The 25,864-nt window shown below is 72.0% G+C and carries 24 protein-coding genes and 1 riboswitch; of the genes, 18 read left to right on the forward strand and 6 right to left on the reverse strand.

The genetic code is table 11. The features are described 5' to 3' along the window. Together B7C62_26430 and B7C62_26435 are read right to left on the reverse strand one after the other, a co-directional pair. Complete coding sequence (locus B7C62_26430) at nt 1-378, reverse strand: glycine cleavage system protein H (protein ARF75391.1); 378 nt, start codon at nt 376-378, stop codon at nt 1-3. Nucleotides 379-509: 131 nt separating this feature from the next. Next, on the reverse strand, nt 510-1,625 hold the full coding sequence (locus tag B7C62_26435; GenBank protein ARF75392.1) for a glycine cleavage system protein T: 1,116 nt from the start codon (nt 1,623-1,625) through the stop codon (nt 510-512). Between the two features lie 179 nt (nt 1,626-1,804). Continuing rightward, a riboswitch (glycine riboswitch) is annotated at nt 1,805-1,902 on the reverse strand. Nucleotides 1,903-2,066: 164 nt separating this feature from the next. On the opposite strand from B7C62_26435, the gene B7C62_26440 reads away from it, so the two are divergent. The 10 genes from B7C62_26440 to B7C62_26485 all read left to right on the forward strand — a co-directional run bounded on the left by B7C62_26440 (nt 2,067) and on the right by B7C62_26485 (nt 12,562). Further along, on the forward strand, nt 2,067-2,864 hold the full coding sequence (locus tag B7C62_26440) for an ATP-binding protein (protein ARF75393.1): 798 nt from the start codon (nt 2,067-2,069) through the stop codon (nt 2,862-2,864). A 46-nt stretch (nt 2,865-2,910) separates the two neighbouring features. Continuing rightward, a complete protein-coding gene (locus B7C62_26445) occupies nt 2,911-3,681 on the forward strand; it encodes an enhanced serine sensitivity protein SseB (GenBank protein ID ARF75394.1) in 771 nt (256 codons plus the stop codon). A 202-nt stretch (nt 3,682-3,883) separates the two neighbouring features. Then, complete coding sequence (locus B7C62_26450; GenBank protein ARF75395.1) at nt 3,884-4,672, forward strand: enhanced serine sensitivity protein SseB; 789 nt, start codon at nt 3,884-3,886, stop codon at nt 4,670-4,672. A gap of 282 nt (nt 4,673-4,954) precedes the next feature. Then, complete coding sequence (locus B7C62_26455) at nt 4,955-6,625, forward strand: ABC transporter substrate-binding protein (protein ARF75396.1); 1,671 nt, start codon at nt 4,955-4,957, stop codon at nt 6,623-6,625. A gap of 85 nt (nt 6,626-6,710) precedes the next feature. Further along, nucleotides 6,711-7,715, forward strand: coding sequence for a peptide ABC transporter permease (locus B7C62_26460; GenBank protein ID ARF75397.1), 1,005 nt, complete (start codon nt 6,711-6,713; stop codon nt 7,713-7,715). A 1-nt stretch (nt 7,716) separates the two neighbouring features. Continuing rightward, the gene (locus B7C62_26465; protein ARF75398.1) at nt 7,717-8,679 is read left to right on the forward strand and encodes an ABC transporter permease; all 963 of its coding nucleotides are present in this window, start codon (nt 7,717-7,719) and stop codon (nt 8,677-8,679) included. A gap of 6 nt (nt 8,680-8,685) precedes the next feature. After that, entirely contained in the window at nt 8,686-9,678 is a 993-nt protein-coding gene (locus B7C62_26470) for a dipeptide/oligopeptide/nickel ABC transporter ATP-binding protein (GenBank protein ID ARF75399.1), read from the forward strand. Further along, nucleotides 9,675-10,940, forward strand: coding sequence for an oligopeptide ABC transporter ATP-binding protein (locus B7C62_26475; protein ARF75400.1), 1,266 nt, complete (start codon nt 9,675-9,677; stop codon nt 10,938-10,940). The genes B7C62_26470 and B7C62_26475 overlap by 4 nt, the downstream gene beginning before the upstream one ends. Before the next feature lie 18 nt (nt 10,941-10,958). Continuing rightward, nucleotides 10,959-11,618, forward strand: coding sequence for a hypothetical protein (locus B7C62_26480; protein ID ARF75401.1), 660 nt, complete (start codon nt 10,959-10,961; stop codon nt 11,616-11,618). 62 nt (nt 11,619-11,680) lie between these two features. Beyond that, a complete protein-coding gene (locus tag B7C62_26485) occupies nt 11,681-12,562 on the forward strand; it encodes a TesB-like acyl-CoA thioesterase 3 (GenBank protein ID ARF75402.1) in 882 nt (293 codons plus the stop codon). Between the two features lie 193 nt (nt 12,563-12,755). On the opposite strand, the gene B7C62_26490 is transcribed toward B7C62_26485, so the two are convergent. Beyond that, on the reverse strand, nt 12,756-13,391 hold the full coding sequence (locus B7C62_26490) for a TetR family transcriptional regulator (protein ID ARF75403.1): 636 nt from the start codon (nt 13,389-13,391) through the stop codon (nt 12,756-12,758). 422 nt (nt 13,392-13,813) lie between these two features. Here B7C62_26490 and B7C62_26495 point away from each other — a divergent pair, with 422 nt between their 5' ends. Together B7C62_26495 and B7C62_26500 are read left to right on the forward strand one after the other, a co-directional pair. Beyond that, a complete protein-coding gene (locus B7C62_26495) occupies nt 13,814-14,167 on the forward strand; it encodes a hypothetical protein (GenBank protein ARF75404.1) in 354 nt (117 codons plus the stop codon). A gap of 63 nt (nt 14,168-14,230) precedes the next feature. Further along, nucleotides 14,231-15,400 (forward strand): cysteine desulfurase NifS, encoded by a 1,170-nt coding sequence (locus B7C62_26500; protein ID ARF75405.1) that lies wholly within the window; start codon nt 14,231-14,233, stop codon nt 15,398-15,400. A 6-nt stretch (nt 15,401-15,406) separates the two neighbouring features. Here the strand turns inward: B7C62_26500 and B7C62_26505 are convergent, their stop codons facing one another. Continuing rightward, a complete protein-coding gene (locus B7C62_26505; protein ARF75406.1) occupies nt 15,407-16,129 on the reverse strand; it encodes an N-acetylmuramoyl-L-alanine amidase in 723 nt (240 codons plus the stop codon). 61 nt (nt 16,130-16,190) lie between these two features. Here B7C62_26505 and B7C62_26510 point away from each other — a divergent pair, with 61 nt between their 5' ends. After that, a complete protein-coding gene (locus B7C62_26510; protein ARF75407.1) occupies nt 16,191-17,327 on the forward strand; it encodes a tRNA 2-thiouridine(34) synthase MnmA in 1,137 nt (378 codons plus the stop codon). Between the two features lie 11 nt (nt 17,328-17,338). Here B7C62_26510 and B7C62_26515 read toward each other — a convergent pair whose 3' ends face one another. Together B7C62_26515 and B7C62_26520 are read right to left on the reverse strand one after the other, a co-directional pair. Beyond that, nucleotides 17,339-18,178, reverse strand: a complete 840-nt coding sequence (locus tag B7C62_26515; protein ID ARF75408.1) for a hydrolase — start codon at nt 18,176-18,178, stop codon at nt 17,339-17,341. Between the two features lie 77 nt (nt 18,179-18,255). Then, nucleotides 18,256-18,600: a hypothetical protein gene (locus B7C62_26520; GenBank protein ID ARF75409.1), complete on the reverse strand. Its 345-nt coding sequence runs from the start codon at nt 18,598-18,600 to the stop codon at nt 18,256-18,258. Between the two features lie 107 nt (nt 18,601-18,707). On the opposite strand from B7C62_26520, the gene B7C62_26525 reads away from it, so the two are divergent. From B7C62_26525 to B7C62_26545, 5 genes are all read left to right on the forward strand, one after another. Then, the gene (locus B7C62_26525; protein ARF75410.1) at nt 18,708-19,247 is read left to right on the forward strand and encodes a Rossman fold protein, TIGR00730 family; all 540 of its coding nucleotides are present in this window, start codon (nt 18,708-18,710) and stop codon (nt 19,245-19,247) included. Between the two features lie 25 nt (nt 19,248-19,272). Next, nucleotides 19,273-19,962, forward strand: coding sequence for a short chain dehydrogenase (locus tag B7C62_26530; GenBank protein ID ARF75411.1), 690 nt, complete (start codon nt 19,273-19,275; stop codon nt 19,960-19,962). A 45-nt stretch (nt 19,963-20,007) separates the two neighbouring features. Next, nucleotides 20,008-21,036, forward strand: coding sequence for a methionine synthase (locus B7C62_26535; protein ARF75412.1), 1,029 nt, complete (start codon nt 20,008-20,010; stop codon nt 21,034-21,036). Nucleotides 21,037-21,068: 32 nt separating this feature from the next. Beyond that, nucleotides 21,069-23,336 carry a DNA ligase (NAD(+)) LigA gene (locus B7C62_26540; protein ID ARF75413.1) on the forward strand — a complete coding sequence of 756 codons (2,268 nt, stop codon included), beginning with the start codon at nt 21,069-21,071 and terminating at the stop codon, nt 23,334-23,336. Between the two features lie 355 nt (nt 23,337-23,691). Further along, nucleotides 23,692-25,851: a GGDEF-domain containing protein gene (locus B7C62_26545; GenBank protein ARF77386.1), complete on the forward strand. Its 2,160-nt coding sequence runs from the start codon at nt 23,692-23,694 to the stop codon at nt 25,849-25,851. Nucleotides 25,852-25,864 lie beyond the last annotated feature (13 nt).

Genomic DNA, 25,864 nt, shown 5'->3' on the forward strand with positions numbered 1-25,864 from the left:
TCAGTTGCCGGAGAACGCGGTGTACTCGTCGGCGGAGAGCAGATCGTCCGGCTCCCCCTCGACGCGCACCTTGAACAGCCAGCCGCCCTCGAAGGGAGCGGAGTTCACCAGCGAGGGGTCGTCCACGACGTCCTGGTTGAACGCCGTCACCTCGCCGGTCACCGGCGAGTACAGATCGCTGACGGACTTGGTCGACTCCAGCTCGCCGCAGGTCTCGCCCGCGGTCACCGTGTCACCGACCTCCGGAAGCTGGGCGAAGACGACGTCACCGAGCGCGTTGGCCGCGTACTCCGTGATGCCGATCGTGGCCACGCCGTCCTCGACGGCCGACAGCCACTCGTGCTCCTTGCTGTACCGCAGCTGCTGGGGGTTGCTCATGACCTGAATTCTCCTGTACGCGGGGGAGTGCTGATGAACGGTGGTCTTACGGTGTGAGACGGAGGTACGTCACTTCTGTGACGTCCGCGCGCCGGTGCGAGGGTCCGGAATGCCCCGGTCCCTCCGGAATATCACTTCTGGCGCTTGTAGAACGGCAGCGCGACGACCTCGTACGGCTCGTGCGTGCCCCGGATGTCCACGCCCACGCCCTCGGTGCCCGGGGCGGCGAAGGCCGCGTCCACGTACGCCATGGCGATCGGCTTGCCCAGGGTGGGGGAGGGGGCGCCGGAGGTGACCTCGCCGATCACCTTGCCGTCCGCCACGACCGAGAAGCCGGCGCGCGGGACCCGGCGGCCCTCGGCGACCAGGCCGACCAGCTTGCGCGGCGGGGCGGTCTCGGCGCGCTCGGCGGCGGCCCGGAGCGCCTCGCGCCCCACGAAGTCGCCCTCCTTCTCGAACTTCACGACCCGGCCAAGACCCGCGTCGAACGGGGTGAGCGCCGTCGTCAGCTCGTGCCCGTACAGCGGCATGCCCGCCTCCAGGCGCAGCGTGTCCCGGCAGGAGAGGCCGCAGGGGATCAGGCCGTGGGCCTCACCGGCCTCGCTCAGCGCGCGCCACAGGGCCTCGGCGTGCTCGGGCGCGACGAACAGCTCGAAGCCGTCCTCGCCGGTGTAGCCGGTACGGGCGATGAGCGCCGGGACCCCGGCGACCGTGCCCGGCAGACCCGCGTAGTACTTCAGCCCGTCCAGGTCGGCGTCGGTGACGGCCTTCATGATCGCGGGGGACTCGGGGCCCTGGACCGCGAGCAGCGCGTACGCGTCCCGGTCGTCGCGCACCTCGGCGTCGAAGCCGCCGACGCGCTCGGTCAGCGCGTCCAGCACGATCTGGGCGTTGCCCGCGTTGGCGACCACCATGTACTCGGTCTCGCCCAGCCGGTAGACGATCAGGTCGTCCACGATCCCGCCGTCCTCCTGGACGATCATCGTGTAGCGGGCCCGGCCGTTGCCGACGGTGGCGATGTTGCCCACCAGCGCGTAGCTCAGGAAGGCCGCCGCCTCGGGGCCGGTGACGGTGATCTCGCCCATGTGGGAGAGGTCGAAGAGCCCGGCCCGGGTGCGTACGGCGTTGTGCTCGTCGCGCTCGCTCGCGTACCGCAGGGGCATGTCCCAGCCCGCGAAGTCGGTCATGGTGGCGCCGAGCGAGCGGTGCAGCGCGTCGAGGGCGGTGAGACGGGGGGCAGTGCTCATGGATACGGCTCCAGGGCATGACGACGTCGGGACGGAATCCTCCCCATCTGTCATCGGAACCTGAGAGGTTCGCCGATAGCCCCTGACGGGGTATGCCCCAGGAGAGGGGCGCCCCTGTTCACAGGGCTCGGCTTGCACCTTGGGTGGAGCCGCCGGAGCGGCCCGCTTTTCAGATCTGCCTCATCCACGCGGTACGGGGCCTGAGAGATTCAAGGGAGGATCTTGCTCCTTCGGCGCCCGGCTCACACTGTGGCCGGAACTCTCCCGCGCGGATTCGAACGGCCGGTATGCAGTTGGCGCGGTCATCATCGCACGCATTGCGCCGGAGTGGGGAGGCCGGTCCGGAACGCGTGTGTGAACGGCGAGGGCGGTTGTGGAGGCTTGCCCTTTCTTTACACTTCAGGATCAGGCGTGGGTGGCCCGACAGCAGGGGGATGGGCGATGACGTTGCGGCGGTCGGTACCGGCCGCGGGGGTCGCGCACGGCGCGATGCCCGCACAGCCCGGCGCACCTGTACCGGAGGTGTCCGTACAGTCCGGTGCGTCCGTACGGGAGGTCTCCGTACAGCCTGGCGCGTCCGTACGGGAGATGTCCCCACCGCCCGGCGCGGCCGCGGGGGAGCTGATCACCGAGTGCGCGCCGGTGGTACGCGATCTGCGCGGGCGCACCGGATACGGGCCGGACAGCCTCCATTTCGCCGCGGGCGCCGTCGTGGTCGTCTCCGGGCTGCCCGGCGGGGGCAAGTCCACCCTGATCCGGCGGACCGTGAGCGGCCGCGCCATCGACTCCCAGAACACCCGCGACCGCTGGGCCGCCGCCCTGCCCCGGTTACTTCCCTACGCCCTCTACCGCCCCCTGGTCCGCGCCGCCCACTACCTCGGGCTCTGGGCCGCCCTGCGCTCCGGCGAATCCGTCGTCGTGCACGACTGCGGTACGCAGACCTGGGTACGCCGCTGGCTCGCCCTGCACGCCGCCCGCCGGGGCCGCACCCTGCATCTGATCCTCCTCGACGTGGACCCCGACACGGCCCGCCAGGGCCAGCGCGAGCGCGGGCGGGGCGTCTCCGGCTACGCCTTCGCCCGCCACCGGCACGCGGTGGCCCGGCTGATCCGCGACACCGAACAGGGCGTGCTGCCCACCGGCTGCGCCTCGGCGGTCCTGCTGGACCGGGCCGCCGCCAGCGCGCTCGGCCGGATCTCCTTCGCGGAGCCCGGAGCCACGGCCGTCCGCTCCGGTTAGGGTTCTGGCCGGAAACAACGACAGCCGAGAGAGGGCGACAGAGGCAGTGGACATTCCGGCACCGGCCCCGGCACACCCCCAGCAGGGATGGCCCGCCAACGAGCTCGAAGAGGTGCTGACCGCCTCCCTCGGCGTCGCCGACGCGGGCGGCCGGCTCGTCGAAGTGCTCGGCCGCAGCTCGGTCTGGGTGCCGCTGCCGAACGGCGGCTCGCCCGCCAGCGCCGACCTCGACCTGCCGATGATGGACATCGGCGGTGCCGCGTACGTCCCCGTCTTCAGCTCCGAGGGCCAGTTCCTGAGCTGCGTCGGCAGCCATATGTCCTTCGCCGTCGCGCCCGCCCGCGACTTCGCCCGGGGCCTGCCCCCGCAGGTCGGGATCGCGGTGAACCCGGGCGGCGCGGTCGGCATACCGCTGCCCCCGCCCGCCGTCGCCGAGCTCTGCCGGGCCGGGCGCACCGCGCTGGACGGGCCCGCCACCGGCGGCCGGGTCAGACTGTACGAACCGGACTGGCAGCACGACCCGGTCGACTTCCTCGCCGCCGTGTCCGCCGAGTTCGAGGCCACGGGAGTGGTGAGCACCGCCCGCCGGGCGCTCGCCAGCATCGAGGGCGGCGACCCCGTCCTCTTCGTCGGCGTCGAGTTCGCCACCTGGGACGGCGCGGGCCAGAGCGCCCCGATGGACGCCCTGGGCCGGGCGCTCGGCCGCGTCGAGGTGCCGTGGCCGGTGAACCTGGTCCTGCTGGACGTGGCCCAGGACCTGGTCGGCGACTGGATGCGGGAGAAAGTACGGCCGTTCTACCGGCGCGAGGGCCCCTGACCGCGGGGGTACTGGGCCGCTGACCGTACCGGCGCGGGGGCCACCGGCGTACCGTGGCGAAGGCCCCCGGCCGCACCCGCGCGAGGCCACCGGCCGACCGTGGCGTCAAGTCGGTGTCAGAAGTGGCGCATAAGCTGGTTTGATGGCGAGGACCGCTCCCGTGTGCCCGGGAGCGACGGATCGATGAGGGGCGGAACCCAGGGTGAGTGCGTCAGGCACTGCGGCGGCCGGCAAGGTCGAGCACATGCTGCGCCAGGTGACCCCCGGGCGTTACGACGCCTACGAGGCGCTGCTGGAGGCCCTCGCCGACAGCCGGGTCTGGATGCTGCTCTGGCACGGCACGGCCGGCTCCCCGGACGCCCAGTACGGGTCCATGGAGATCGATGGCCTGGGGTACGCCCCCTGTGTCACCTCCGCCCAGGAGCTCTCCGCCAGCGGCTGGAGCAGGGCCCATGAGCTGGTCTCCGGCCGGGACATCTCCCGCGCCCTCTTCCCCGACCGCTGGGGCATCTGGCTCAACCCGCACGCCCCCGGCGGCGGTGTCGGCATCCCCTGGCTCGACCTGCGCCGGATCGCCACCGGCCTCGACCGGCTGCCCGCGGGCCCGCTCCGGCTGACCGAGCCCGCCGTGGAGCTCCCGCAGTTCTACGCCCAGCTCACCCAGAACGCCCACCGCACCCCGGCCCTCCGCTCCCTGCGCCGCGCCTGGGTGCACCCCGCCGTCGGCGTCCCGTACCTCGCGATCGGGCTCGATCTGTACGATTCCGGGCGCGCCTCCGTCGACGCGGTGCGCGCGATGATGCGGCAGTCGATCGGCGCGGTCCCCGACGGGCTGCCCGTCTCCACCGTCGCCATGTCCGACGAGTACGACCCGGTCGCGATGTGGCTGCGCGCCAACGCCCGCCCGTTCTACGACCGCGAGGCGCACGCCCCCGCCGGTCCGCCGCCCGCGGCCCCCGGATACGGCTACCCGCCCCAGCCCCACCGCTGACCCGCGCCACCGGGCGCCGCTGTCCCGCCTGCCGCTGTCCCACCCGCTGAACTGCGGTTCCTCGCGGCGCCGTCGGCCCGCGCCCCGTCCCCGTACCGCCGAACACCCCCAGATGTCCGGCTTGTTAACCGGGCGCGGAGGGATGTCCCGGAACTGGACGGTTTGTTAACTGTCCGGGTCTCGACTAGGTCTCACCGCTATCCGGACTGTTCTCTTGCGGTGTACCCCGTCTGTAGTGTGCGGCCATCAAACCTCACCACATGGCGAACCAGGGGTGGACCCATGCGCATATTCAAGTCCCGGGCCGTCCGGGCGATCACGACAGCGGTCGCTGTCGGACTGATCGCCACGGGCTGTTCCAGCGAGCGGGACGAGGGCGGCTCCAAGGGGGGCGACAAGGACACCTTCGTCTTCGCCGGCTCCGGTGACCCCGGCTCCCTCGACCCGGCCCTCGCGAGCGACGGCGAGACGTTCCGCGTCACCCGCCAGGCGTTCGAGGCGCTGCTGGAGCACGAGCCCGGCGGCAGCAAGCTGGTCGGCGGCCTCGCGGAGAAGTGGGAGAGCGACCCGTCCGGCAAGGTCTGGACGTTCAACCTGCGCCAGGGCGTGAAGTTCCACGACGGCGAGGCGTTCAACGCCGCCGCGGTCTGCGCGAACTACGACCACTGGTTCAACTGGAAGGGTACGTACCAGTCCAGCGCGGTCTCGTACTACTGGCAGAAGATCATGGGCGGGTTCGCCAAGAACGAGGACGCCGAGGCGCCCAAGGCGAACTACAAGTCCTGCACCGCCAAGGACGAGAACACCGCCGTCATCGAGGTCAACGAGACCACGGCCAACCTGCCCGGCGGCTTCTCCCTCCAGGCGCTCGCGATCCACTCGCCGAAGGCGCTCCAGGAGTACGCGAAGCAGGACGCGACCGCCAAGGGCGACGCGATCACGTACCCCAAGTACAGCCAGGAGGCCGGCACGGTCGCCGGTACCGGCCCGTACAAGATCGTCAAGTGGAACAAGGGGAACAAGGAAGTCTCCCTGGAGCGCTTCGACGACTACTGGGGCGACAAGGCCAAGGTGAAGAACCTGGTCTTCCGCACCATCTCCACCGAGGAGACCCGCCGCCAGGCGCTCCAGGCCGGTGACATCGACGGCTACGACCTGGTCTCCCCGGCCGATGTGACGACGCTGGAGAAGCAGGGCTTCGAGGTCCCGACCCGTGACGTCTTCAACATCTTCTACGTCGGCATGAGCCAGGGCGCCAACCCGGCGCTGAAGAAGCCCGAGGTCCGCCAGGCGATCACGCACGCCATCGACCGCGAGAGCCTCGTCAAGACCCAGCTGCCCGAGGGCGGCAAGGTCGGCACCCAGTTCATGCCCGACACGGTCGCCGGCTACTCGGACCAGGTGAAGACCTACCCGTTCGACACCGCCAAGGCCAAGGACCTCCTCAAGCAGGCCGGTGAGGAGAAGCTGAGCGTCGAGTTCTGCTACCCGACCGAGGTCACCCGCCCGTACATGCCCGCCCCGCAGGATCTGTTCGAGCTGATGAAGGCCGACCTGGAGAAGGCCGGCATCACCGTCAAGCCGAAGGCCATGAAGTGGGCCCCGGACTACCTGGACGCCACCGAGTCCGGCTCCTGCGCCCTGCACCTGCTCGGCTGGACCGGTGACTTCAACGACGGCTACAACTTCATCGGCACCTGGTTCGCCGGGCCCGACAAGCAGTGGGGCTTCAAGGAGCAGAAGGTCTTCGACGCCGTGAACGCGGCCTCCAAGGTCGCCGACACCGCCGGCCGTACCGAGGCGTACAAGAAGGCCAACGAGGCGATCATGGAGTACGTCCCGGGCGTGCCGATCTCGTCGTCCCCGCCGGCGATCGCGTTCGCCAAGAACGTCAACCCGCCGAAGGTCTCCCCGCTGACGCAGGAGAACTTCGCCGAGGTCTCCTTCAAGTAATCGCACACCAGCGGGTCCGCCCGGCCACAGCTACCAGGTGGCCGGGCGGACCCGCATCAACGCACGTGAGAAAGGGGCATGCGGGGTGCTGCGACTCGTCGTCAGAAGACTTCTCCAGCTCATTCCCACCCTGCTCGGCCTGTCGGTCCTGCTGTTCCTCTGGCTGAACCGACTGCCCGGCGGACCCGCGTCGGCGATCCTGGGCGAGCGGGCCACCGAAGCCGAAGTGGCGAGAATCAACCGTGCGCTCGGGCTGGACGAGCCGGTGCACGTGCAGTACTGGCGCTTCCTCAAGCGCATCTTCGAGCTCGACCTCGGAACCTCCACCCAGACCGGGCAGCCGGTGTGGGACGAATTCGCCCTGCGCTTCCCGGCCACCGTGGAGCTGTCCGTCGCCGCGATCCTCATCGCCGTGGCCGTGGGCATCCCGATGGGGTATCTGGCGGCCAAGCGGCGCGGCGGCTGGCTGGACGTGGCGTCCGTCTCCGGATCGCTGCTCGGCATCTGCATCCCGGTCTTCTTCCTCGCCATGCTGCTGCGCGGGATCTTCTCCGTCCAGCTGGGCTGGTTCCCGAGCCAGGGGAGGCTCACCACCGGGCTCAACGCCACCGACGTCACCGGGTTCGCCGTCCTGGACGGGCTGCTGACCGGCGAGTTCGACGCGACCTGGGACGCGATCATGCATCTGGTCCTGCCCGCCCTCGCGCTCGCCTCGATCCCGCTCGCCGTCATCGTCCGGATGACCCGCGCCAGCGTCCTGGAGGTGCTCGGCGAGGACTACATCCGCACCGCCGAGTCCAAGGGCCTGGACAAGCGCGTCGTCCGCGGCCGGCACGTCCTGCGCAACGCGCTGCTGCCGGTGATCACCGCGGTCGGCCTGCTGACCGGCAGTCTGCTCTCCGGTGCGGTGCTCACCGAGTCCGTCTTCGACTTCGGCGGTATCGGCTCGTTCATCCGTACCGCGATCGACGGCCGCGACTACCCGGTCCTCGTCGGGTTCATTCTCTTCATCGCGATGGTGTACGTGCTCATCAACCTGCTGGTCGACCTCGCGTACAGCATCATCGACCCGAGAGTGCGGGTGCACTGACGTGACGATCCTGACCAACAAAGCAGACAAGATCGACCGTCTCGCCGAGCTGACACAGAGCTCCGAGGCCGTCGCGGGCACCAGCCTCTGGCGCGAGGCGTTCCGCCGGATGCGCGCCAGCAAGATGGCGGTCATCGGCGCGTCGATCATCGCCGTGTTCGTGCTCGTCGCGATCATCGGCCCGATGCTCGCGCCGCACGGCCCCACCGCGCAGACCTGGCGCGGCGAAGTCTTCCCCAACCAGGGCAAGTTCATCGGGATGCGCGGCGAGAACTGGTTCGGCCTGGACCACCTGGGCCGCGACATGTTCTCCCGCTGGCTCGTCGGGGCCCGGCAGACGCTCCTCGTCGGTGTGGTCTCCATGCTCATCGGCTTGATCGTCGGCGCCACCGTCGGCATCCTCTCCGGCGCCGCCGCCACCCTCGGCGGCAAGGCCGGACAGCGCGTCGACACCGTGATCATGCGCATCACCGACATCATGCTGTCGCTGCCGTCCCTGCTGCTGGCCGTCTCCATCGCCGCGGTCCTCGGACAGTCGCTGACCACCGTGATGATCGCCGTCGGTGTCGTCCAGATCCCCATCTTCGCCCGCCTGCTGCGGGGGTCGATGCTGGTGCAGGGCGGCGCCGACTACGTGCTCGCCGCGAAGGCGGTCGGCATCCGGCGCAAGCGGATCGTCTTCACCCAGATCCTGCCGAACTCCCTGAGCCCGGTGATCGTCCAGGCGACGCTGAGCCTCGCCACCGCGATCATCGAGGCGGCGGCCCTGTCCTACCTGGGGCTCGGCAACCCCGACCCGGCCGTTCCCGAGTGGGGCGTGATGCTCTCGCAGGCGCAGCGCTTCTTCGACAACGAGCCGATGATGGCCGCCTACCCGGCCATCGGCATCATCATCACGGCACTCGGCTTCACCCTGCTCGGCGAGTCCATGCGCGAAGCCCTCGACCCGAAGCTGCGAGGCTGACGTCCTATGCCACTGCTCTCAGTTGAAGAACTCAGCGTCACCTTCACCGCGCGCGGCCGCAAGGACGCCACGGCCGTGGACGGCGTCTCCTTCGACGTCGACCAGGGCCAGGTCGTCGGCCTGGTGGGCGAGTCGGGGTGCGGCAAGTCCGTCACCTCGCTCGCCCTGATGGGGCTGCTGCCCCGCAAGGGCGTACGGATCGGCGGACGGGCCGAGTTCGACGGCCAGAACCTGCTGGGCATCAGCGAGCGCAAGCTCCGTGACATGCGCGGCAGCCAGCTGGCGATGATCTTCCAGGACCCGCTCTCCTCGCTGAACCCGGTCATCCCCATCGGTGTCCAGGTCACCGAGATCCTCCAGCGCCACCGCGGCCTCAAGGGCGAGAAGGCCCGCAAGGAAGCGGCGTCGCTCCTGGACCGGGTCGGCATCCCGGACCCGGACCGGCGGCTCAAGGAGTACCCGCACCAGCTCTCCGGCGGTATGCGCCAGCGTGCGCTGATCGCCATGGCGGTGGCCTGCGCGCCCCGCCTGCTGATCGCCGACGAGCCGACCACGGCACTGGACGTGACCATCCAGGCGCAGATCCTGGAGCTCCTCAAGGAACTGGTCGACCGGGAGGGCACCGCCCTGCTGATGATCACCCACGACCTCGGCGTGGTGGCCGGCCTCTGCGACGAGGTCAACGTCCTCTACGCGGGCCGGGCGGTGGAGACGGCGGGCCGCCGCGAGCTGTTCGCCCACCCCACCCACCCGTACGCGCACGGGCTGCTCGGCTCCATCCCGCGCCTGGACGCCCCGCGCGGGGAGCCGCTCAACCCGATCCGCGGCTCCATCAACGACAAGATCGCCTGGGCCGACGGCTGCGCCTTCGCACCCCGTTGCGACCACTACACGATGGAGTGCCTCACCGGCACCCCCGAACTGACCGAACCGCGCGCCGCCGGACACCAGGTCCGCTGCGTCAACCCGGTCCTGCCCAAGGCGGAGGTCCCGGCATGAGCCTGCTAGAACTGGACGGCGTCAAAGTCCACTTCCCGGTCAAGAAGGGCCTCTTCTTCGACCGTACGGTGGGCCACGTCTACGCCGTCGACGGTGTCTCGCTCAGCGTGGAGGCGGGCCAGACGTACGGCCTCGTCGGCGAGTCGGGGTGCGGCAAGACGACCCTCGGCCGTGCGGTGCTGCGGCTGAACGACATCACCGACGGCGCGGTCGTCTTCGACGGCACCGACCTCGCGCAGCTGCCGTCGGAGGAGATGCGGGCCTTCCGCCGCCGCCTCCAGATGGTCTTCCAGGACCCGCTGGGCAGCCTCAACCCCCGGCAGAACATCGAGTCGATCCTGTCCGAGGGCATGGCCGCCCACGGCATCGGCAAGGACCAGGCCGAGCGCCGGGAGAAGATCAAGGGCATCCTCGCCAAGGTCGGCCTGCCGTCCAACGCGCTCTCCCGCTACCCGCACGAGTTCTCCGGCGGCCAGCGCCAGCGCATCGGCATCGCGCGGGCCCTCGTCCTGGAACCGGACGTCATCATCTGCGACGAGCCGGTCTCCGCGCTGGACGTCTCGGTCCAGGCGCAGGTCATCAACCTGCTGGAGGAGCTCCAGGAGTCGCTGGGCCTCACCTATCTGGTGATCGCCCACGACCTCGCCGTGGTCCGGCACATCTCGGACGTCATCGGGGTGATGTACCTGGGCGGGCTGGTCGAGGAGGCGCCGAGCGACGCGCTGTACGCGGGGCCCCGGCACCCGTACACCAAGGCGCTGATGTCGGCCGTGCCGGTGCCGGACCCCGAGGTGGAGGACCGCCGCGAGCGCATCCTGCTCCACGGCGACCTGCCCTCCCCGGCCAACCCGCCGGCCGGCTGCCGCTTCCACACCCGCTGCCCGTGGGTGCAGGAGACCAAGTGCGCCACGGAGCGCCCGCCGCTGCTCGACACCGGTGACGGGCACAAGGTCGCCTGCCACTTCACGGCCGAGATCGAGGCTGGGACGGTCAAGCAGACCCTGGCGACGGGGATCGAGGCGGTGATCGCCACGGAGGCGGTGGCGACCGAGGCGGTGGAGGTCTCGGAGGGGGACGCCGCTGATGCGCCGGAGGCCGGTGCTCCGGCCGGGAAGCCCGACGCTCCGGCCGAGAAGGAGTCGCCGGGCGAGGAGAAGTCTCCGGGCGAGGAGAAGTCTCCGGAGAAGGAGGAGCCCGCGACCGTACCGGCGCAGGCCGACGCGGGGAGCGCCGACCGGGCGGAGGACAGCCCCAGGGCCTGAGACCGGCACAATTGTCCGGTGCTCACCGAACTGTTCACGCCCTCCGTCCAGCATGCGCTCGACCTCGTCGGGATCTTCGTCTTCGCGATCTCGGGCGCGCTGCTCGCCGTACGCAAGAACTTCGATGTCTTCGGCATCGCGGTCCTCGCCGAGGTGACAGCGCTGGGCGGAGGGCTGTTCCGTGATGTGATGATCGGCGCGATCCCGCCCGCCGCCTTCACCGACCTCGGCTACTTCATCACCCCGCTCTTCGCCGCCGGACTGGTCTTCTTCCTCCACCCGCACGTGGAGCGCATCCAGGCCGGTGTCAACGTCTTCGACGCGGCGGGGCTCGGCCTGTTCTGCGTGACGGGGACGGTGAAGGCGTACGAGTACGGCCTCGGGCTCACGGCCTCGGCGGCGCTCGGGCTGGCCACGGCGGTCGGCGGCGGTGTGCTGCGGGACGTCCTGGCCAACGAGGTGCCCTCGCTGCTGCGCTGGGACCGCGACCTGTACGCGGTGCCCGCGATCGTCGGCGCGACCATGGTCGTCCTGTGCATCCGCTTCGACACCCTCAACGCCTTCACCAGCGGCGCGGCCGTCATCGCCGCCTTCACGCTGCGGCTGCTGGCCCTGCGCTTCCACTGGCGGGCACCGCGTGCGTACAACCGCTCCTCGGCGCGGGCGGAGGAGGCATAGGGCCTCTCGGGATGTGATCGGCGCCCCAAAAAGCTACCGCTCAGTAATGCAGTCCGTGTACCGTGCATGCCATGGCACAGGCAGCGACAGAGGCGGCGGCGCAGACCGCCCCGGCAACCATCGGCGACAGCGAGTTCGACCGGGACACCGCGGTCACCCTGCGCGAGGAAGGCGTCTACGACGCCGAGCTCTCGGCGGGCTGGACCATCATCCACGCCGTCAACGGCGGCTACCTGCTGGCTCTCCTCGGCCGTGCGCTGGGCGAGGCCCTGCCGCACTCCGACCCGTTCTCCGTCTCGGCCCACTACCTCACCGCCTCCGTCCCCGGACCCGCGGTGATCCGGACCCAGACCGTCCGCACCGGCCGCACGCTCTCCACCGGGCAGGCGTCCCTCTTCCAGTACGCCGAGGACGGCAGCGAGATCGAGCGCATCCGGGTCCTCGCCACCTACGGCGACCTGGACACCCTCCCCGACGACGTACGCACCACCGCCCTGCCGCCCGCCATGCCCGACCGGGACCACTGCCTCGGCCCGAGCGACGGCGCGCCGAAGATCCCCGGCAGCTCCGCCATCACCGACCGCCTCGACATCAAGCTGGACCCGGCCACCGTCGGCTGGGCCGTCGGCGCCCCGTCCGGCAAGGGCGAGATGCGCGGCTGGTTCGGCCTCGCGGACGGCCGCGACCCCGACGCGCTCTCCCTGCTGCTCACCGTGGACGCCCTGCCGCCGACCTCGTTCGAGCTGGGCCTCACCGGCTGGACCCCCACCGTCGAGCTCACCACCCACATCCGCTGCCGCCCGGCCCCGGGCCCGCTGCGGGTCTCCATCACCACCCGCAACCTCGCGGGCGGCTTCCTGGAGGAGGACGCGGAGGTCTGGGACAGCGCCGACCGCCTCGTCGCCCAGTCCCGCCAGCTGGCGAAGGCGCCGCGCGCGAAGTGAAGTAGGGCGTACGCGACGGAGAAGGCCGTACAGGCGTAGACGTACGGGAACGGCTTCCGCGCCCGTCCGGGGCATCCCGGGCGGGCGCGCCGTTGTTCGGTCCCGGCGGACGCGGAAGGTTCGGTCCCGGCGGACGCGGAAGCCGTTCCCGGTGCCGCGCCGTCGCTCGGTCCCGGGCGGGCGCGCGCCGTCGTCAGTCCCGGGCGGGCGCCTCGTCGAGCCAGTGGGCGCGGCCGATCGACACCAGCCGCAGCCGCCGTTTGGTCCGCCGGACCACCTCCCGCTCACGCTCCGGGCCTGCCTCCAGGAGGGCGGAGGCGGTCATAACCATGTGGTCCACGTAGAACCCGCCCAGCATCAGCAGATCCTCCTCGCTCCACCCCGCCGCCCCCGGCTCCTGGCCGAGTGCGCACGCCACCTCCTCCGCGAACCGGAACAGCTGCGCCGCGATGGCCTCGCGCACCGGGCCCACCCCGCCGTGCTGCTCCCGGGCGATGAACCGGAAGTGGGCGGGCTGCGCCGCGACATGGCGCGCTATCACCTCCACGCTGCGGTCCACCCGCTCCTCGCTGTCGCCCGTCTCCACGAGCACCGCGGCGATCAGCCCGTGCAGGCTGCCCAGCGTCTCCTCCACCAGGGCCACCCCGAGGGCGGCGGTGTCCTCGAAGTGCCGGTAGAAGGCGGTGGGGGTGACCCCGGCGGCCCGGGTCACCTCCCGGAGCCCCAGGCTGCTCAGGCTCTGGTGCTCCAGCAGCCCGAGCGCTGCGTCCAGCAGGGACTGGCGGGTCCTCAGCTTCCGGGTCTGGCGAATGCCGACGGTGTGACTCATGCCATTCAGTAAACAACCGTTCTCCGAGTCGAGGAAGGGGCCGGAGGTTTAGTCTGGTGAGTCAGTGAACACTCGTACTCCGAACGGCTTTCGTCGTCGCACAGCTCCGTCGCACAGAGAGGTTCCGCCGTGCTCGTCCTCGTCGCCGCGCTGTTGCTCCTGGGTATCGCCCTCGGGGCGGTCGCTCAGCTTCCGGTCCCGGTCTCCCTGGCCGCCGGGAGCGTGATCGGTGTCTGGCTGCTGATCTTCGCCGCCCGGGAACGCCACGCCCGCCGCACCCGCTGACCCGCACCCGTATCCGTACGTGCTGATCCGCACTCGCAGTCCGTACCTGCTGATCCGCCCCACAGCCCGCTGATCCACACGCACACCCGCACCCGCCGAGCCCGCCCCGACCGGACCGATCCGAAGGAGCTCGCACCATGACCCTCACCCTCATCGACCGCGTCCGCCGTACGGACGATGCCATCGACCAGGACACCGCCGCCCCGGGCGCGGCGCCGGAGAAGACCCCGGCCCCCGCTGCCCGCCGGGCCGTCGGCCGGGAGGCGGACGGGCTTGCCGTCGCCTCCTTCGTCCTCGGCCTCGTCGGCCTGCTGGTGTTCAACCTGCTCCTCGGCCCTGCCGCGATCGTGATGGCGCTGCTGGCCCTGGCCCGCCGCACCCGCCGCCCCGGCCGCGCCCGGCTCGGCCTCGCACTCGGCGTCGCCGACCTCGTCGTGCTGGCCGTCCTGGTCTCCGTCAACGGCACGGTCGCCTGGAACCTGGGCGGCTGACGGGGGCGGTCCGGGACGTGCCCGCCCTGCGCCCCGCCCCGGACTCGTAGAATCGGCCCCACCATGGCCTACCTCGACCACGCCGCGACCACGCCGATGCTTCCCGAAGCGATCGAGGCGATGACCGCCCAGCTCGCCGTCACCGGCAACGCGTCCTCCCTGCACGCAGCCGGGCGCCGGGCCCGCCGTACCGTCGAGGAGTCCAGAGAAACCCTCGCCGACGCCCTCGGCGCCCGCCCCAGCGAGGTGGTGTTCACCTCCGGCGGCACCGAGGCCGACAACCTCGCGGTCAAGGGCCTGTACTGGTCCCGGCGCGACGCCGACCCCCGCCGTACCCGGGTCCTCGCGGGCCCCGTCGAGCACCACGCGGTCCTGGACGCCGTCGACTGGCTGGCCCAGCACGAGGGCGCCACCGTCGACTACCTCCCGGTCGACCGCCACGGCCGGGTCCACCCCGAGGACCTGCGCGCGGCGATCCTCCGCAACCCCGACGACGTCGCGATGATCACCGTGATGTGGGCGAACAACGAGATCGGCACGGTCATGCCGGTACGGGAACTGGCTTCGGTGGCCGCCGAGTTCGGGATTCCGATGCACGCCGACGCGGTCCAGGCGTTCGGTCAGCTGGAGGTCGGCTTCGCCGCCTCCGGGCTGGCCGCGATGACGGTCAGCGGCCACAAGATCGGCGGCCCGTTCGGTATCGGCGCGCTGCTGCTGGGCCGCGACCACACCCCCGTACCCGTCCTGCACGGCGGCGGCCAGGAGCGGCACGTGCGCTCCGGCACCCTGGACGTGCCCGCCATCGCCTCCTTCGCGGTGGCCGGGCGGCTGGCCGCCGAGGGGCGCGAGCACTTCGCCCGGCGCGTCGGCGCGCTCCGCGACGACTTGGTGGCCGCCGTGCGCCACGCCGTCCCGGACGCCGTGCTCGGCGGCGACCCGGACCCGGCCGGGCGGCTCCCGGCCAACGCGCACTTCAGCTTCCCCGGCTGCGAGGGCGACTCGCTCCTCCTCCTGCTGGACGCCCAGGGCATCGAGTGCTCCACCGGCTCCGCCTGCACCGCCGGGATCGCCCAGCCCAGCCACGTACTCCTGGCCACCGGCACCGACCCGGACCTGGCCCGGGGCACCCTGCGCTTCTCGCTCGGCCACACCTCCACCGAGGACGATGTGAAGGCGCTGGCCCAGGCGATCGGCCCGGCGGTGGAGCGGGCGCGGACGGCCGGGCTCAGCTGAGGGCCGCTACTCCGCCTTCGCCGACGCGGAAGCCGAAGGCGCCGGTGAGGGCGGGGCCGTCGCCGCCCGCCGCACCAGCTTCAGATAGCGGTCCCAGTCCCAGTGCGGCCCCGGGTCCGTGTGGTCGGTGCCCGGCACCTCCACGTGCCCGATGATGTGCTCCCGGTCGACGGGTATGCCGTACCGCGCGCAGATCGACGCCGTGAGCCGCGCCGACGACTCGTACATCGCCTTCGTCAGGTCCTTCGGCCGGTCCACGAACCCCTCGTGCTCGATGCCGATCGCCCGCTCGTTGAAGGAGCGGTTGCCCGCCTGGTAGGCCACGTCCAGCTCGCGGATCATCTGCACCACCCGCCCGTCCTGGCCCACGATGTAGTGCGTCGCGGCCCGGTGGGCGGGGTCCTGGAAGACCCGCACCGCGCTGTCGAAGCTGCCCTGGGTGACATGGATGATCACGCGGTCGATCCCGTAGTCGTCGGGGCGGTCCGCGCGCCGCCAGTTCGCCTCGGACGCGGCGATCCAGGTGGCGCCCGCGTAGTCCAGCTCCCCGGGCCTGCGCGGCTTCTCCACGCCCGGCACCCGCCACCACGCCCGCCGCACCTCGTCGCGAGCGAGCACGGCGGCGGTGCCTGCGGCCACCACCGCACCGCCGCCGATCAGCAGCCCGCGCCGGCTGACACCGCCCGAGGGCTTCTTCCGCGACGCCCGGGTGCTCCCGTTGTTCCCCATGTGATCGTCAACGCTTATCCGCGAGCGTTCGGTTCCCGGCGACCCGTACCCTGGAGGGGCTATGACTCAGACTTCCCAGCGCCCCCTGCGTGTCCTCGCCGCGATGTCGGGCGGCGTGGACTCCGCCGTCGCCGCTGCCCGCGCCGTCGAGGCGGGCCACGACGTGACCGGTGTCCACCTCGCCCTGTCCGCGAACCCCCAGTCCTTCCGGACCGGGGCGCGCGGCTGTTGCACCATCGAGGACTCCCGGGACGCCCGCCGCGCGGCCGACGTCATCGGTATCCCCTTCTACGTCTGGGATCTGGCGGAACGCTTCCGCGAGGACGTGGTGGAGGACTTCGTCGCGGAGTACGAGGCCGGGCGCACGCCCAACCCGTGCCTGCGCTGCAACGAGAAGATCAAGTTCGCCGCGCTGCTCGACAAGGCCCTCGCCCTCGGCTTCGACGCCGTCTGCACCGGCCACTACGCCACCGTCGTGCTCACCGAGGACGGCGGCCGCGAGCTGCACCGCGCCTCCGACATGGCCAAGGACCAGAGCTATGTGCTGGGCGTCCTGGACGAGAAGCAGCTCGCGCACGCCCTGTTCCCGCTCGGCGACACCCTCACCACCAAGGACGAGATCCGCGCCGAGGCCGAGCGCCGGGGCCTGGCCGTCGCCAAGAAGCCCGACAGCCACGACATCTGCTTCATCGCCGACGGCGACACCCAGGGCTTCCTGGCGAGCCGCCTCGGCGGCCCGGCCGAGGGCGACATCCTGGACGAGTCCGGTACGAAGCTGGGCACCCACGAGGGCGCGTTCGGCTTCACCATCGGCCAGCGCAAGGGCCTGAAGATCGGCCACCCCGCCCCCGATGGCAAGCCGCGCTACGTGCTCGACATCTCCCCGGTGAACAACACGGTCACCGTCGGCCCGGTCGAGGCCCTCGACGTGACCGCCCTGACCGCCATCAAGCCCCGTTGGTGCGGAACGCCCCCGGCCGGCCCGGGCACGTACACCGCCCAGCTCCGCGCCCACGGCGGCGAGTGCGAGGTCACGGCCGAGCTGGTGGACGGCTCCGAACTGCACGTCACCTTCACCGAGCCGGTCCGGGGCGTGGCCCCCGGCCAGGCGGTCGTCCTCTACGACGGGACGCGCGTGGTCGGCTCGGCCACCATCGCGACGACGGTCCGCCGCGAGCGGGTGGCGACGGGGGCCTGAGCCCCGTCGCCTCACGACGCCTGGCGTACGTACGCGTCCCGGGCGAAGAAGTCCGCCAGCACCGGGGCGAGCACCTGGGGCGCCACCTCGTGCGTCTGGCCCGTCAGCGTACGGTGCCGGGCGCGCCGCAGGGCGTCCGCGAGCGTCCGGGTGGCGGCGCGGGCCGGGGCCGGGCTGAAGCCGCCGCAGACCACCAGCGTGCGGGCGGTGACGGCGGCGAACCGCTCGGCCGGGACCGCCCCGTCGCCCAGCAGCGCGTCGTCGTACGCCAGCGTGGGCGCCAGCGCCTCCAGCCCCGGCCACAGGGGCGCCCGCCGCATCCGGGCCACCGTCGCCGGGTCGACGCCCGCCGCGGAGAGGAACAGCTCCACCGCCCCCGCCCGGTCCCCGGCCGCCAGCAGCCGGTGCAGCCGGGCCGTGCGGCGGGCCTTGAGGAGGCGGCCGGAGGTCCCGGGGGTGTAGGGCGGCTCGTAGACGGCGAGCAACTCCACGGGGAGCCCGGCGGCGGCCGCCTCCAAGGCCAGCGCCCCGCCGGAGGACATGCCGAAGACCGAGGCCCCGGGGCCCGCCGCGGTGACGACGGCCGCCAGGTCCTCGATCTCCCGGCGCACGCCCGACGCCCCGCTGCCGTCCTCGGCGGGCTCCCGGCGCACGCCCGCCCCGCCGGAACCGCTGGCGCCCCGGCCCCGGCGGTCGTAGGTGACCACGGTGAAGCGCGGCGCCAGCAGGGCGGCCAGGGGCGCGTCGGTGGCCGCCCTGCTGAGCGCCCCGCCGACGAGCACCAGCGGTGGCCCCTCGCCCTGGCGGCGGCAGGCGATCGGGGTCCCGTCGGCGGAGAGAATCCTGTCCATGGGAGGGCAGACCGGGGCGGGCCCGGAAACTCATCGCCGGGCGGCGGGGAACTTCTCGGAGAGCGCCCCGCCGCAGGTCAGTCGGTCACCTTCACCGTCTCGTAGAAGCAGAAGTGGTCCTTGATCGCGGCGACTTCGGGCTTCGGCTCCGGGTAGGCCCAGACGAGATCGGCGGCGCCGGGGACCGACCAGTAGGAGGCGTCCCCCTTGAACGGACAGTGGGTGGTGGTCTCCGAAGGGGTGAGCAGTTCCGTACGGACGTCCTCGGGCGGCAGGTAGTAGCGGGCCGGACAGCCCGTCTCGCGCAGGACGAGGGGGCGGCGGCTCTCGGCCAGCACCTGCCCCTCGTGCACCGCCCTGACGCGCACGGTGCCCGGCTCGACGGTGATGTGGTGTCCTCGGGTGGCTCGGGTGGAAGTCATGCCTGTTTCAGCGGCGTACGGGTCCGGAATCTTCCCCGCCCCGTGGACCGGCCCGTGGACCGTGACGCGGACGGGGGAATGTCCGAGGCGGGTCGTACGGTGGCTCCATGAACATCTGCGTCTTCCTCTCCGCCGCCGACCTCGACGACCGTTACACCGTGCCCGCCCGGGAGTTCGCGGAGCTGCTCGGCAGAGGCGGGCACACCCTGGTCTGGGGCGGGTCGGAGAGCGGCCTGATGAAGGTCGTCGCGGACGGGGTGCAGGCGGCGGGCGGGCGGCTGGTCGGCGTCTCGGTCGAGTTCCTGGCCGCGAGCGCCCGTACGAACGCCGACGAAATGGTGATCGCCCGCGACCTCGCCGAGCGCAAGGCGCTCCTCCTGGAGAAGGCCGACGCCGTCGTGATCATGGTCGGCGGGACCGGGACGCTGGACGAGGCCACCGAGATCCTGGAGCTGAAGAAGCACGGCAAGCACACCAAGCCGGTCGTCCTGCTCAACACGGCGGGCTTCTACGACGGGCTGCGCGAGCAGTTCCAGCGGATGGAGGACGAGGGGTTCCTGCCCCTGCCCCTGACGGACCTGGTCTTCTTCGCCAAGGACGGGGTGGGGGCGCTGGCGTATCTGGAGGAGTCCGCCGGTCTCCAGTGATCACCGCTCCACCTAGGATCGCCCCATGCCTACCCACCTCATCACCGGCGCCGGTTCCGGCATCGGGGCCGCTGTCGCCCGCCGCCTCCTGGAGCGCGGTGACGACCTCGTCCTGCTCGCCCGTGACGCCGGTCGCGCCAAGGAGTTCGCCGACCGCTACCCGGGCGCGCGGACCCTCGTCGGCGACCTCGGCAACCCCGACCGGCTCTCCTGGGCGTTCGGCCAGCAGCCCATGCCCGAGCGGATCGACACCCTCCTGCACATCGCGGGCGTCGTCGAGCTCGGTACGGTCGGCGAGCTCACCCCCAAGTCCTGGCACTTCCAGCTCAACGCCAACCTGATCGCCCCCGCCGAGATCACCCGCCTCCTCATCCCGCAGCTCCGCGCCGCCCAGGGCCACGTCCTGTTCGTGAACTCCGGCGCCGGGCTCAACGCCCACGCCGGGTGGAGCGCGTACGCCGCGAGCAAGCACGGCCTCAAGGCGCTCGCCGACTCGCTGCGCCACGAGGAGCACGGCAACGGGGTGCGCGTCACCTCCGTCTACCCCGGGCGCACCGCCAGCCCCATGCAGGCCAAGGTGCACCAGCAGGAGGGCAAGGAGTACGACGCGGAGCGCTGGATCGACCCCGAGTCGGTGGCCACCACGATCCTGATGGCGATCGATCTGCCGCGCGACGCCGAGGTCAACGACCTGACGGTCCGCCCCGGCCGCTGAAGCCCCCTCGCGCCGGTGTCCCGCCCGGGACCGTAGGCTTCCCGCGTGAGCGAGAAGAACAAGTTGAGCGGCTGCCCGGCGACCGGCATCGGGTCGATGCCCGGGGGAGACGCGAGGGAGGCGGCGAAGACCGTCACCGGCTCCTTCGCCGATGGCCGGGGCATGCCGCACCTGGCGGAGCTGCCGGCGCGCGGGCCGGGCGCGGACATGATCGGCCGGACCGTCGGCATGCTCGTCGAGATGTACGGACACGTCGAGCCGAGCGGCTGGCGGATCAGCGACCGGCCCGGCCGCGACACCCGCCGCGCCCGCTCCTGGCTGGGGGAGGACCTGGACGCCCTGGAGGAGTTCACCCAGGGGTACGAGGGACTCCTCAAGGTCCAGGCGGTCGGCCCGTGGACCCTGGCCGCCGCCCTCGAACTGCGCGGCGGCGAAGCCATGCTGGCCGACGCCGGGGCCTGCCGCGACCTGGCCGGTTCGCTGGCCGAGGGGCTCCGCGCCCACCTCGCCGAGGTGCGGCGCCGGATGCCCGGGACCGAGGTCGTCCTCCAGCTGGACGAGCCCTCCCTGACCGCCGTCCTGCGCGGCCGGGTCCGCTCCGCCAGCGGCTACCGCACCTACCGCGCGGTGGACCGCCAGATCGTCGAGTCGGCCCTGCGTGACGTCCTCGCCGTCGTGGGCGAGGAGGGGACGGCGATCGTCCACTCCTGCGCCCCCGAGGTGCCGTTCGCGCTGCTGCGCCGGGCCGGGGCCGCCGGAATCTCGTTCGACTTCGCCTTGCTCACGGAGCGTGAGGAGGAGGCGATCGGGGAAGCCGTCGAGAGCGGTACCCAGCTGTTCCTGGGTGTGGTGCCCTCCACCGACGCGGCAACGGGGCCATTGTCAGACCCGGGCGGTAGCGTCATGGGGGTCAGGACGCTGTGGAGCAGGCTGGGGCTGAATCCGGGGACTCTCGCCGAGTCCGTCACGGTCACCCCGTCGTGCGGTCTCGCGGGGGCATCGCCCGCGTACGCCCGTACCGCGCTCGCCCACAGCGCCCGGGCGGCGAGGTCGCTCGCGGACAACCCTGAGTGACGGGGACGACGGGTACACAGGAGGACGGGACGATGGCGGGCGAAGAGCGGGTGGAGCAGGAGAGTTCGGTTCCGGCGGGCGTGCGGGAGACGCACGCGCTGCTGGCCGAGCAGATCGAGGAGCACCGCTTCCGGTATTACGTGAAGGACCAGCCGGTCGTCAGCGACGCCGAGTTCGACCGGCTGATGCGCTCCCTGGAAGCGCTGGAGGAGGAGTATCCCCAGCTCCGGACGCCGGACTCCCCGACGCAGAAGGTGGCGGGGCCCTACATCACGGAGTTCACCTCCGTCGAGCACCGCGAGCGCATGCTCTCCCTGGACAACGCCTTCGACGACGAGGAGCTGGCCGCCTGGGCGGAGCGCGTCGCCAAGGACGTCGGCACGCCCGACCACCACTTCCTGTGCGAGCTCAAGGTGGACGGGCTCGCCGTCAACCTCACCTACGAGCACGGCCGGCTGACCCGGGCGGCGACCCGGGGCGACGGCCGTACCGGCGAGGACATCACCCCCAACGTCCGCACCATCGCGGAGATCCCGCACCGGCTCCAGGGGGAGAACATCCCCGCGCTGGTCGAGATCCGGGGCGAGGTCTTCTTCCCGATGGAAGGCTTCGAGGAGCTGAACGCCCGGCTGGTGGCCGCCGAGGACAAGCCGTTCGCCAACCCGCGCAACGCGGCGGCCGGCTCGCTGCGCCAGAAGGACCCCAAGGTCACCGCCACCCGCCCGCTGCACATGGTGGTGCACGGCATCGGCGCCCACGAGGGCCTGAGCATCGACCGCCTCTCCCAGGCGTACGGGCTCCTCCACTCCTGGGGCCTGCCCACCGCCCGGCACAACAAGGTCGTCGACTCCATCGAAGGCGTACGGGAGTTCATCGCGCACTTCGGCGAGCACCGGCACTCCGTGGAGCACGAGATCGACGGGGTCGTCGTCAAGCTCGACGAGATCCCGCTCCAGGGGCGCCTGGGCTCCACCTCGCGCGCCCCGCGCTGGGCCATCGCCTGGAAGTACGCCCCCGAAGAGGTCAACACCAAGCTGGTCAACATCCGCGTCGGCGTCGGCCGCACCGGCCGCGTCACGCCGTACGCCCAGGTCGAGCCGGTCGAAGTGGCCGGTTCCGAGGTCGAGTTCGCCACCCTCCACAACCAGGAGGTGGTCAAGGCCAAGGGCGTCCTGATCGGCGACACCGTGGTCCTGCGCAAGGCGGGCGATGTCATCCCGGAGATCCTCGGCCCGGTGGTCGATCTGCGCGACGGCACCGAGAAGCCGTTCGAGATGCCGACGCACTGCCCCGAGTGCGGTACGGAGCTGCGCCCGATGAAGGAGGCCGACATCGACCTCCGCTGCCCCAACGCCCGCACCTGTCCCGCCCAGTTGCGCGAGCGGGTCTTCTATCTCGCCGGGCGCAAGAGCCTGGACATCGACCACTTCGGCTATGTGGCCGCCGCCGCCCTCACCCGGCCCCTGGAGCCCGCCGAGCCGGTCCTGAAGGACGAGAGCGGCCTGTTCGACCTCACCATCGAGCAGTTGCTGCCGATCCGGGCGTACGTCCTCGACCAGGACAGCGGGCTGCCCAAGCGCGACCCGAAGACCGGCGAGGAGAAGATCGCGACGGTCTTCGCCAACAAGCAGGGTGAGCCGAAGAAGAACGCGGTGGCCATGCTGGAGGGCATCGCCGCCGCGAAGGAGGCGCCGCTGGCCCGTATCCTCACCGGGCTCTCCATCCGGCACGTCGGACCGGTCGCCGCCCAGGAGCTGGCCCGCCAGTTCCGCTCCATCGACCGCATCGACGAGGCCACCGAGCAGGAGCTGGCCGACGCGGACGGCGTCGGCCCCATCATCGCCGCCTCCGTGAAGCAGTGGTTCGCCGAGGACTGGCACCGCGAGATCCTGCGCAAGTGGCGTGCGGCCGGGGTCAGGATGGCCGACGAGGGATCGGACGAGGACGAGGGCCCCCGCCCCCTCGACGGCCTCACCGTCGTCGTCACCGGCACCCTCGCCTCCCACACCCGGGACGGCGCCAAGGAGGCGCTCCAGAGCCTCGGGGCGAAGGTCACCGGATCGGTGTCGAAGAAGACCGCGTTCGTGGTCGTCGGCGACAACCCCGGCTCCAAGTACGACAAGGCCATGCAGCTGAAGGTCCCCGTGCTGGACGAGGCCGGTTTCGCCGTGCTGCTCGAGCAGGGCCCCGACGCGGCACGGGAGGCGGCCCTGCCCGTACCGGGGGAGGAAGAGGCGGAAGCGGAGATGGAGACCGGGGCGGAGGCGGGGGGAACGGAGCCGGGGGCCGCATCGGAGTAGCGCTCCCGGCCCCGCGCCACACCCGGACATCCGCTGTTCGCCGTATCGAGACGACTTCGAGACGATGCCCCGGCGTGGCGCGGCTCCGGTGGGGAAGAAACGGGGCAGAGAGGCCGAGAAAGGTCGGCCGGACCCCGAACGGCCCCACCGATTCACCCGTTCGGCGCATAGCAGATGGTGACGGGTCGTCGGTTCGCCTTCGGCAAGAGCTGTAGAGCGCTGCCCCTGGAAGCCCTTCGCGGCCTACTGTTGAGGGGTAGCGCCTGCCGTGCACCGGCCGCCCGCCCGGGGCGGTGCGGGCCAGGGAGCGGGGGCCACCGAGGGCTTCGGCACCGCCGGCTGTGAGAGGGACGGAATGAAACCGACCGAGAGCGCCGCCCCGGTGTCGCGGCTGCAAGGTTTCGTCGGACTCACCTCCCCCGTGGGCGCCGCCGCCATAGGGATCGCCGCGTTACTGCTGGGGGTCGGCTTCTACCGGACGGTGCGGGACGGCCACGCCCTCTTCCCGGACGGTGCCGTCGGCTGGTCGCTCGCCGTGCTCACCGGAATCATCGTCGGCCATCTGGTCGCGCTCGGCCGCGACCGCTGGTGGGGCGGCACCGGCTCCGGCGCCGCCCTCACCCTCGCCGTACTGCTGCTCTACGGCTGGCTGCCCGCCGGACTGGTCAGCCTGGTCGTCGTGGTGCTCGTCGGGAGCGCCCGCAGACACCGCTGGTGGCAGGGGCTCCTGCACGGTGCGGTGGACATCCTCGGCATCGCGGCGGCGGCGCTCGTGCTGGCGGCCTTCGGTGTGGTGCCGACCGTGGAGCGGCCCTGGCTGCCACTCGACTGGGGCATCGCCGCCGTACCGGAACTGCTCCTGACGGCGTCCACGTACCTGCTCGTCACCCGGGTCCTGCTGTGGTACGCGAGAGCGCCCCAGAACGGCGGGCTGCCCACCATCGCCCGTACCGCCCTGCTCCGTCAGGGGCTCGTCGCCGTCGCCCTGCTCGGGCTCGCCCCGCTGATCTGCGTCGTCGCGATGTCCATGCCCGTCGTGCTGCCGCTCTTCGCGGTGCCGCTGATCGCCCTGGACTCCACGCTCTGGATCGCCCGCGCCCGCGCCGAGGAGCAGCTCCGCGACCCGCTGACCGGACTGCCCAACCGCCAGTGGCTGCTGGAGCGGACCTGGTCGGCGCTGGAGGACGCCGAGAGCGTGGGGACCAGGTCGGGTCTCGTCCTGATCGACCTGGACCGCTTCCGCGCCGTCAACGACACGCTCGGCCACCTCGCCGGTGACCGGCTGCTGCTCCAGATAGCGGAACGCCTGCGCCTCGCCCTGCCGCCCGGCGCGGAGGCGGCCCGGCTCGGCGGTGACGAGTTCGCCGTACTGCTGCCGCAGGCCGACTCGACCACCAGCGCCCAGCGGGTGGCCCGTCACCTGGTCGCCGAGCTGTCCTCGCCGCTCGACCTGGACGGGCTGATCCTCGTGCTGGAGGCCAGCGCCGGGGTGGCGGTCTACCCGGACCACGCGCTGGACGCCGAGGGGCTGCTGCGCCGCGCGGACGTCGCGATGTACCAGGCCAAGCGCGACCGTACGGGCGTGGAGGTCTACGAGTCGAAGCGGGACAGCAACACCCCCGACCGGCTGGGACTGCTGGGCGATCTGCGCCGGGCGCTGGACGCGGGCGACGTCGAGCTGCACTACCAGCCCAAGGTCCGCTTCGACGGGCAGGTCGCCGGTCTGGAGGCACTGGTGCGCTGGGTGCACCCGGAGCGCGGCCGGGTCCCCCCGGACGAGTTCATCGCCATCGCGGAGTCCTCCGGCCTGATGCCGCACCTCACGGAGTACGTGCTGGAGACCGCGCTCGCCCAGGTCGCCCGGTGGCGGGCGCAGGGCCTGTTCGTGCCGGTCGCGGTCAACGTGTCCCCGCGCGACGTCCACACCCCCGGCTTCGCGGGCGGGGTCGCCGCCCGGCTCGCCCGGCACGGCGTCCCGGCCTCGGCGCTCCAGCTGGAGATCACCGAGCATGTGCTGCTGGAGGACCCGCAGCGGGCCGCCGACACCCTCGCCGGGCTGACGGCGCACGGCGTGAAGATGTCCCTGGACGACTTCGGTACGGGGTACTCCTCCCTCGTCCATCTGCGCAGGCTGCCCGTGAGCGAGCTGAAGATCGACCGCTCCTTCGTGGCCCGCCTCGCCCTGGACCACGAGGACGGCGAGATCGTCCGCTGCACGATCGACCTGGCCCACTCGCTCGGCCTGGTCGTCGTCGCGGAGGGCGTCGAGGACGACGAGACCTGGGAGCGGCTGCGGGACCTGCGGTGCGACGCGGTGCAGGGCTGGCTGGTGGCGGCGGCGATGCCGCCCCAGGAGACGACGGCCTGGCTCCGGGCGCGCGACGAGCACGGCTGGCGCCGCCCCGCCGAACTGGAGGCCCAGGCGGCAGCGGCAGCGGCGAACGGCAAGCCGGACCCGGAACAGCACCCGCACCCGGCCCAGGGCCGCACGGTCTCGGGCCCGGCGACGGCCTGAGGCGCGGCGGCGG

The organism is Kitasatospora albolonga (assembly GCA_002082585.1).
Lineage (GTDB): Bacteria > Actinomycetota > Actinomycetes > Streptomycetales > Streptomycetaceae > Streptomyces > Streptomyces stephensoniae.

Excerpts from the sequence above, each read along its gene's own strand:
- B7C62_26430 (ARF75391.1), bottom strand. The coding sequence starts at position 378 with ATGAGCAACCCCCAGCAGCTGCGGTACAGCAAGGAGCACGAGTGGCTG.
- B7C62_26435 (ARF75392.1), bottom strand. The coding sequence starts at position 1,625 with ATGAGCACTGCCCCCCGTCTCACCGCCCTCGACGCGCTGCACCGCTCG.
- B7C62_26440 (ARF75393.1), top strand. The coding sequence starts at position 2,067 with ATGACGTTGCGGCGGTCGGTACCGGCCGCGGGGGTCGCGCACGGCGCG.
- B7C62_26455 (ARF75396.1), top strand. The coding sequence starts at position 4,955 with ATGCGCATATTCAAGTCCCGGGCCGTCCGGGCGATCACGACAGCGGTC.
- B7C62_26470 (ARF75399.1), top strand. The coding sequence starts at position 8,686 with ATGCCACTGCTCTCAGTTGAAGAACTCAGCGTCACCTTCACCGCGCGC.
- B7C62_26475 (ARF75400.1), top strand. The coding sequence starts at position 9,675 with ATGAGCCTGCTAGAACTGGACGGCGTCAAAGTCCACTTCCCGGTCAAG.
- B7C62_26490 (ARF75403.1), bottom strand. The coding sequence starts at position 13,391 with ATGAGTCACACCGTCGGCATTCGCCAGACCCGGAAGCTGAGGACCCGC.
- B7C62_26495 (ARF75404.1), top strand. The coding sequence starts at position 13,814 with ATGACCCTCACCCTCATCGACCGCGTCCGCCGTACGGACGATGCCATC.
- B7C62_26500 (ARF75405.1), top strand. The coding sequence starts at position 14,231 with ATGGCCTACCTCGACCACGCCGCGACCACGCCGATGCTTCCCGAAGCG.
- B7C62_26505 (ARF75406.1), bottom strand. The coding sequence starts at position 16,129 with ATGGGGAACAACGGGAGCACCCGGGCGTCGCGGAAGAAGCCCTCGGGC.
- B7C62_26510 (ARF75407.1), top strand. The coding sequence starts at position 16,191 with ATGACTCAGACTTCCCAGCGCCCCCTGCGTGTCCTCGCCGCGATGTCG.
- B7C62_26515 (ARF75408.1), bottom strand. The coding sequence starts at position 18,178 with ATGGACAGGATTCTCTCCGCCGACGGGACCCCGATCGCCTGCCGCCGC.
- B7C62_26520 (ARF75409.1), bottom strand. The coding sequence starts at position 18,600 with ATGACTTCCACCCGAGCCACCCGAGGACACCACATCACCGTCGAGCCG.
- B7C62_26525 (ARF75410.1), top strand. The coding sequence starts at position 18,708 with ATGAACATCTGCGTCTTCCTCTCCGCCGCCGACCTCGACGACCGTTAC.
- B7C62_26530 (ARF75411.1), top strand. The coding sequence starts at position 19,273 with ATGCCTACCCACCTCATCACCGGCGCCGGTTCCGGCATCGGGGCCGCT.
- B7C62_26540 (ARF75413.1), top strand. The coding sequence starts at position 21,069 with ATGGCGGGCGAAGAGCGGGTGGAGCAGGAGAGTTCGGTTCCGGCGGGC.
- B7C62_26545 (ARF77386.1), top strand. The coding sequence starts at position 23,692 with ATGAAACCGACCGAGAGCGCCGCCCCGGTGTCGCGGCTGCAAGGTTTC.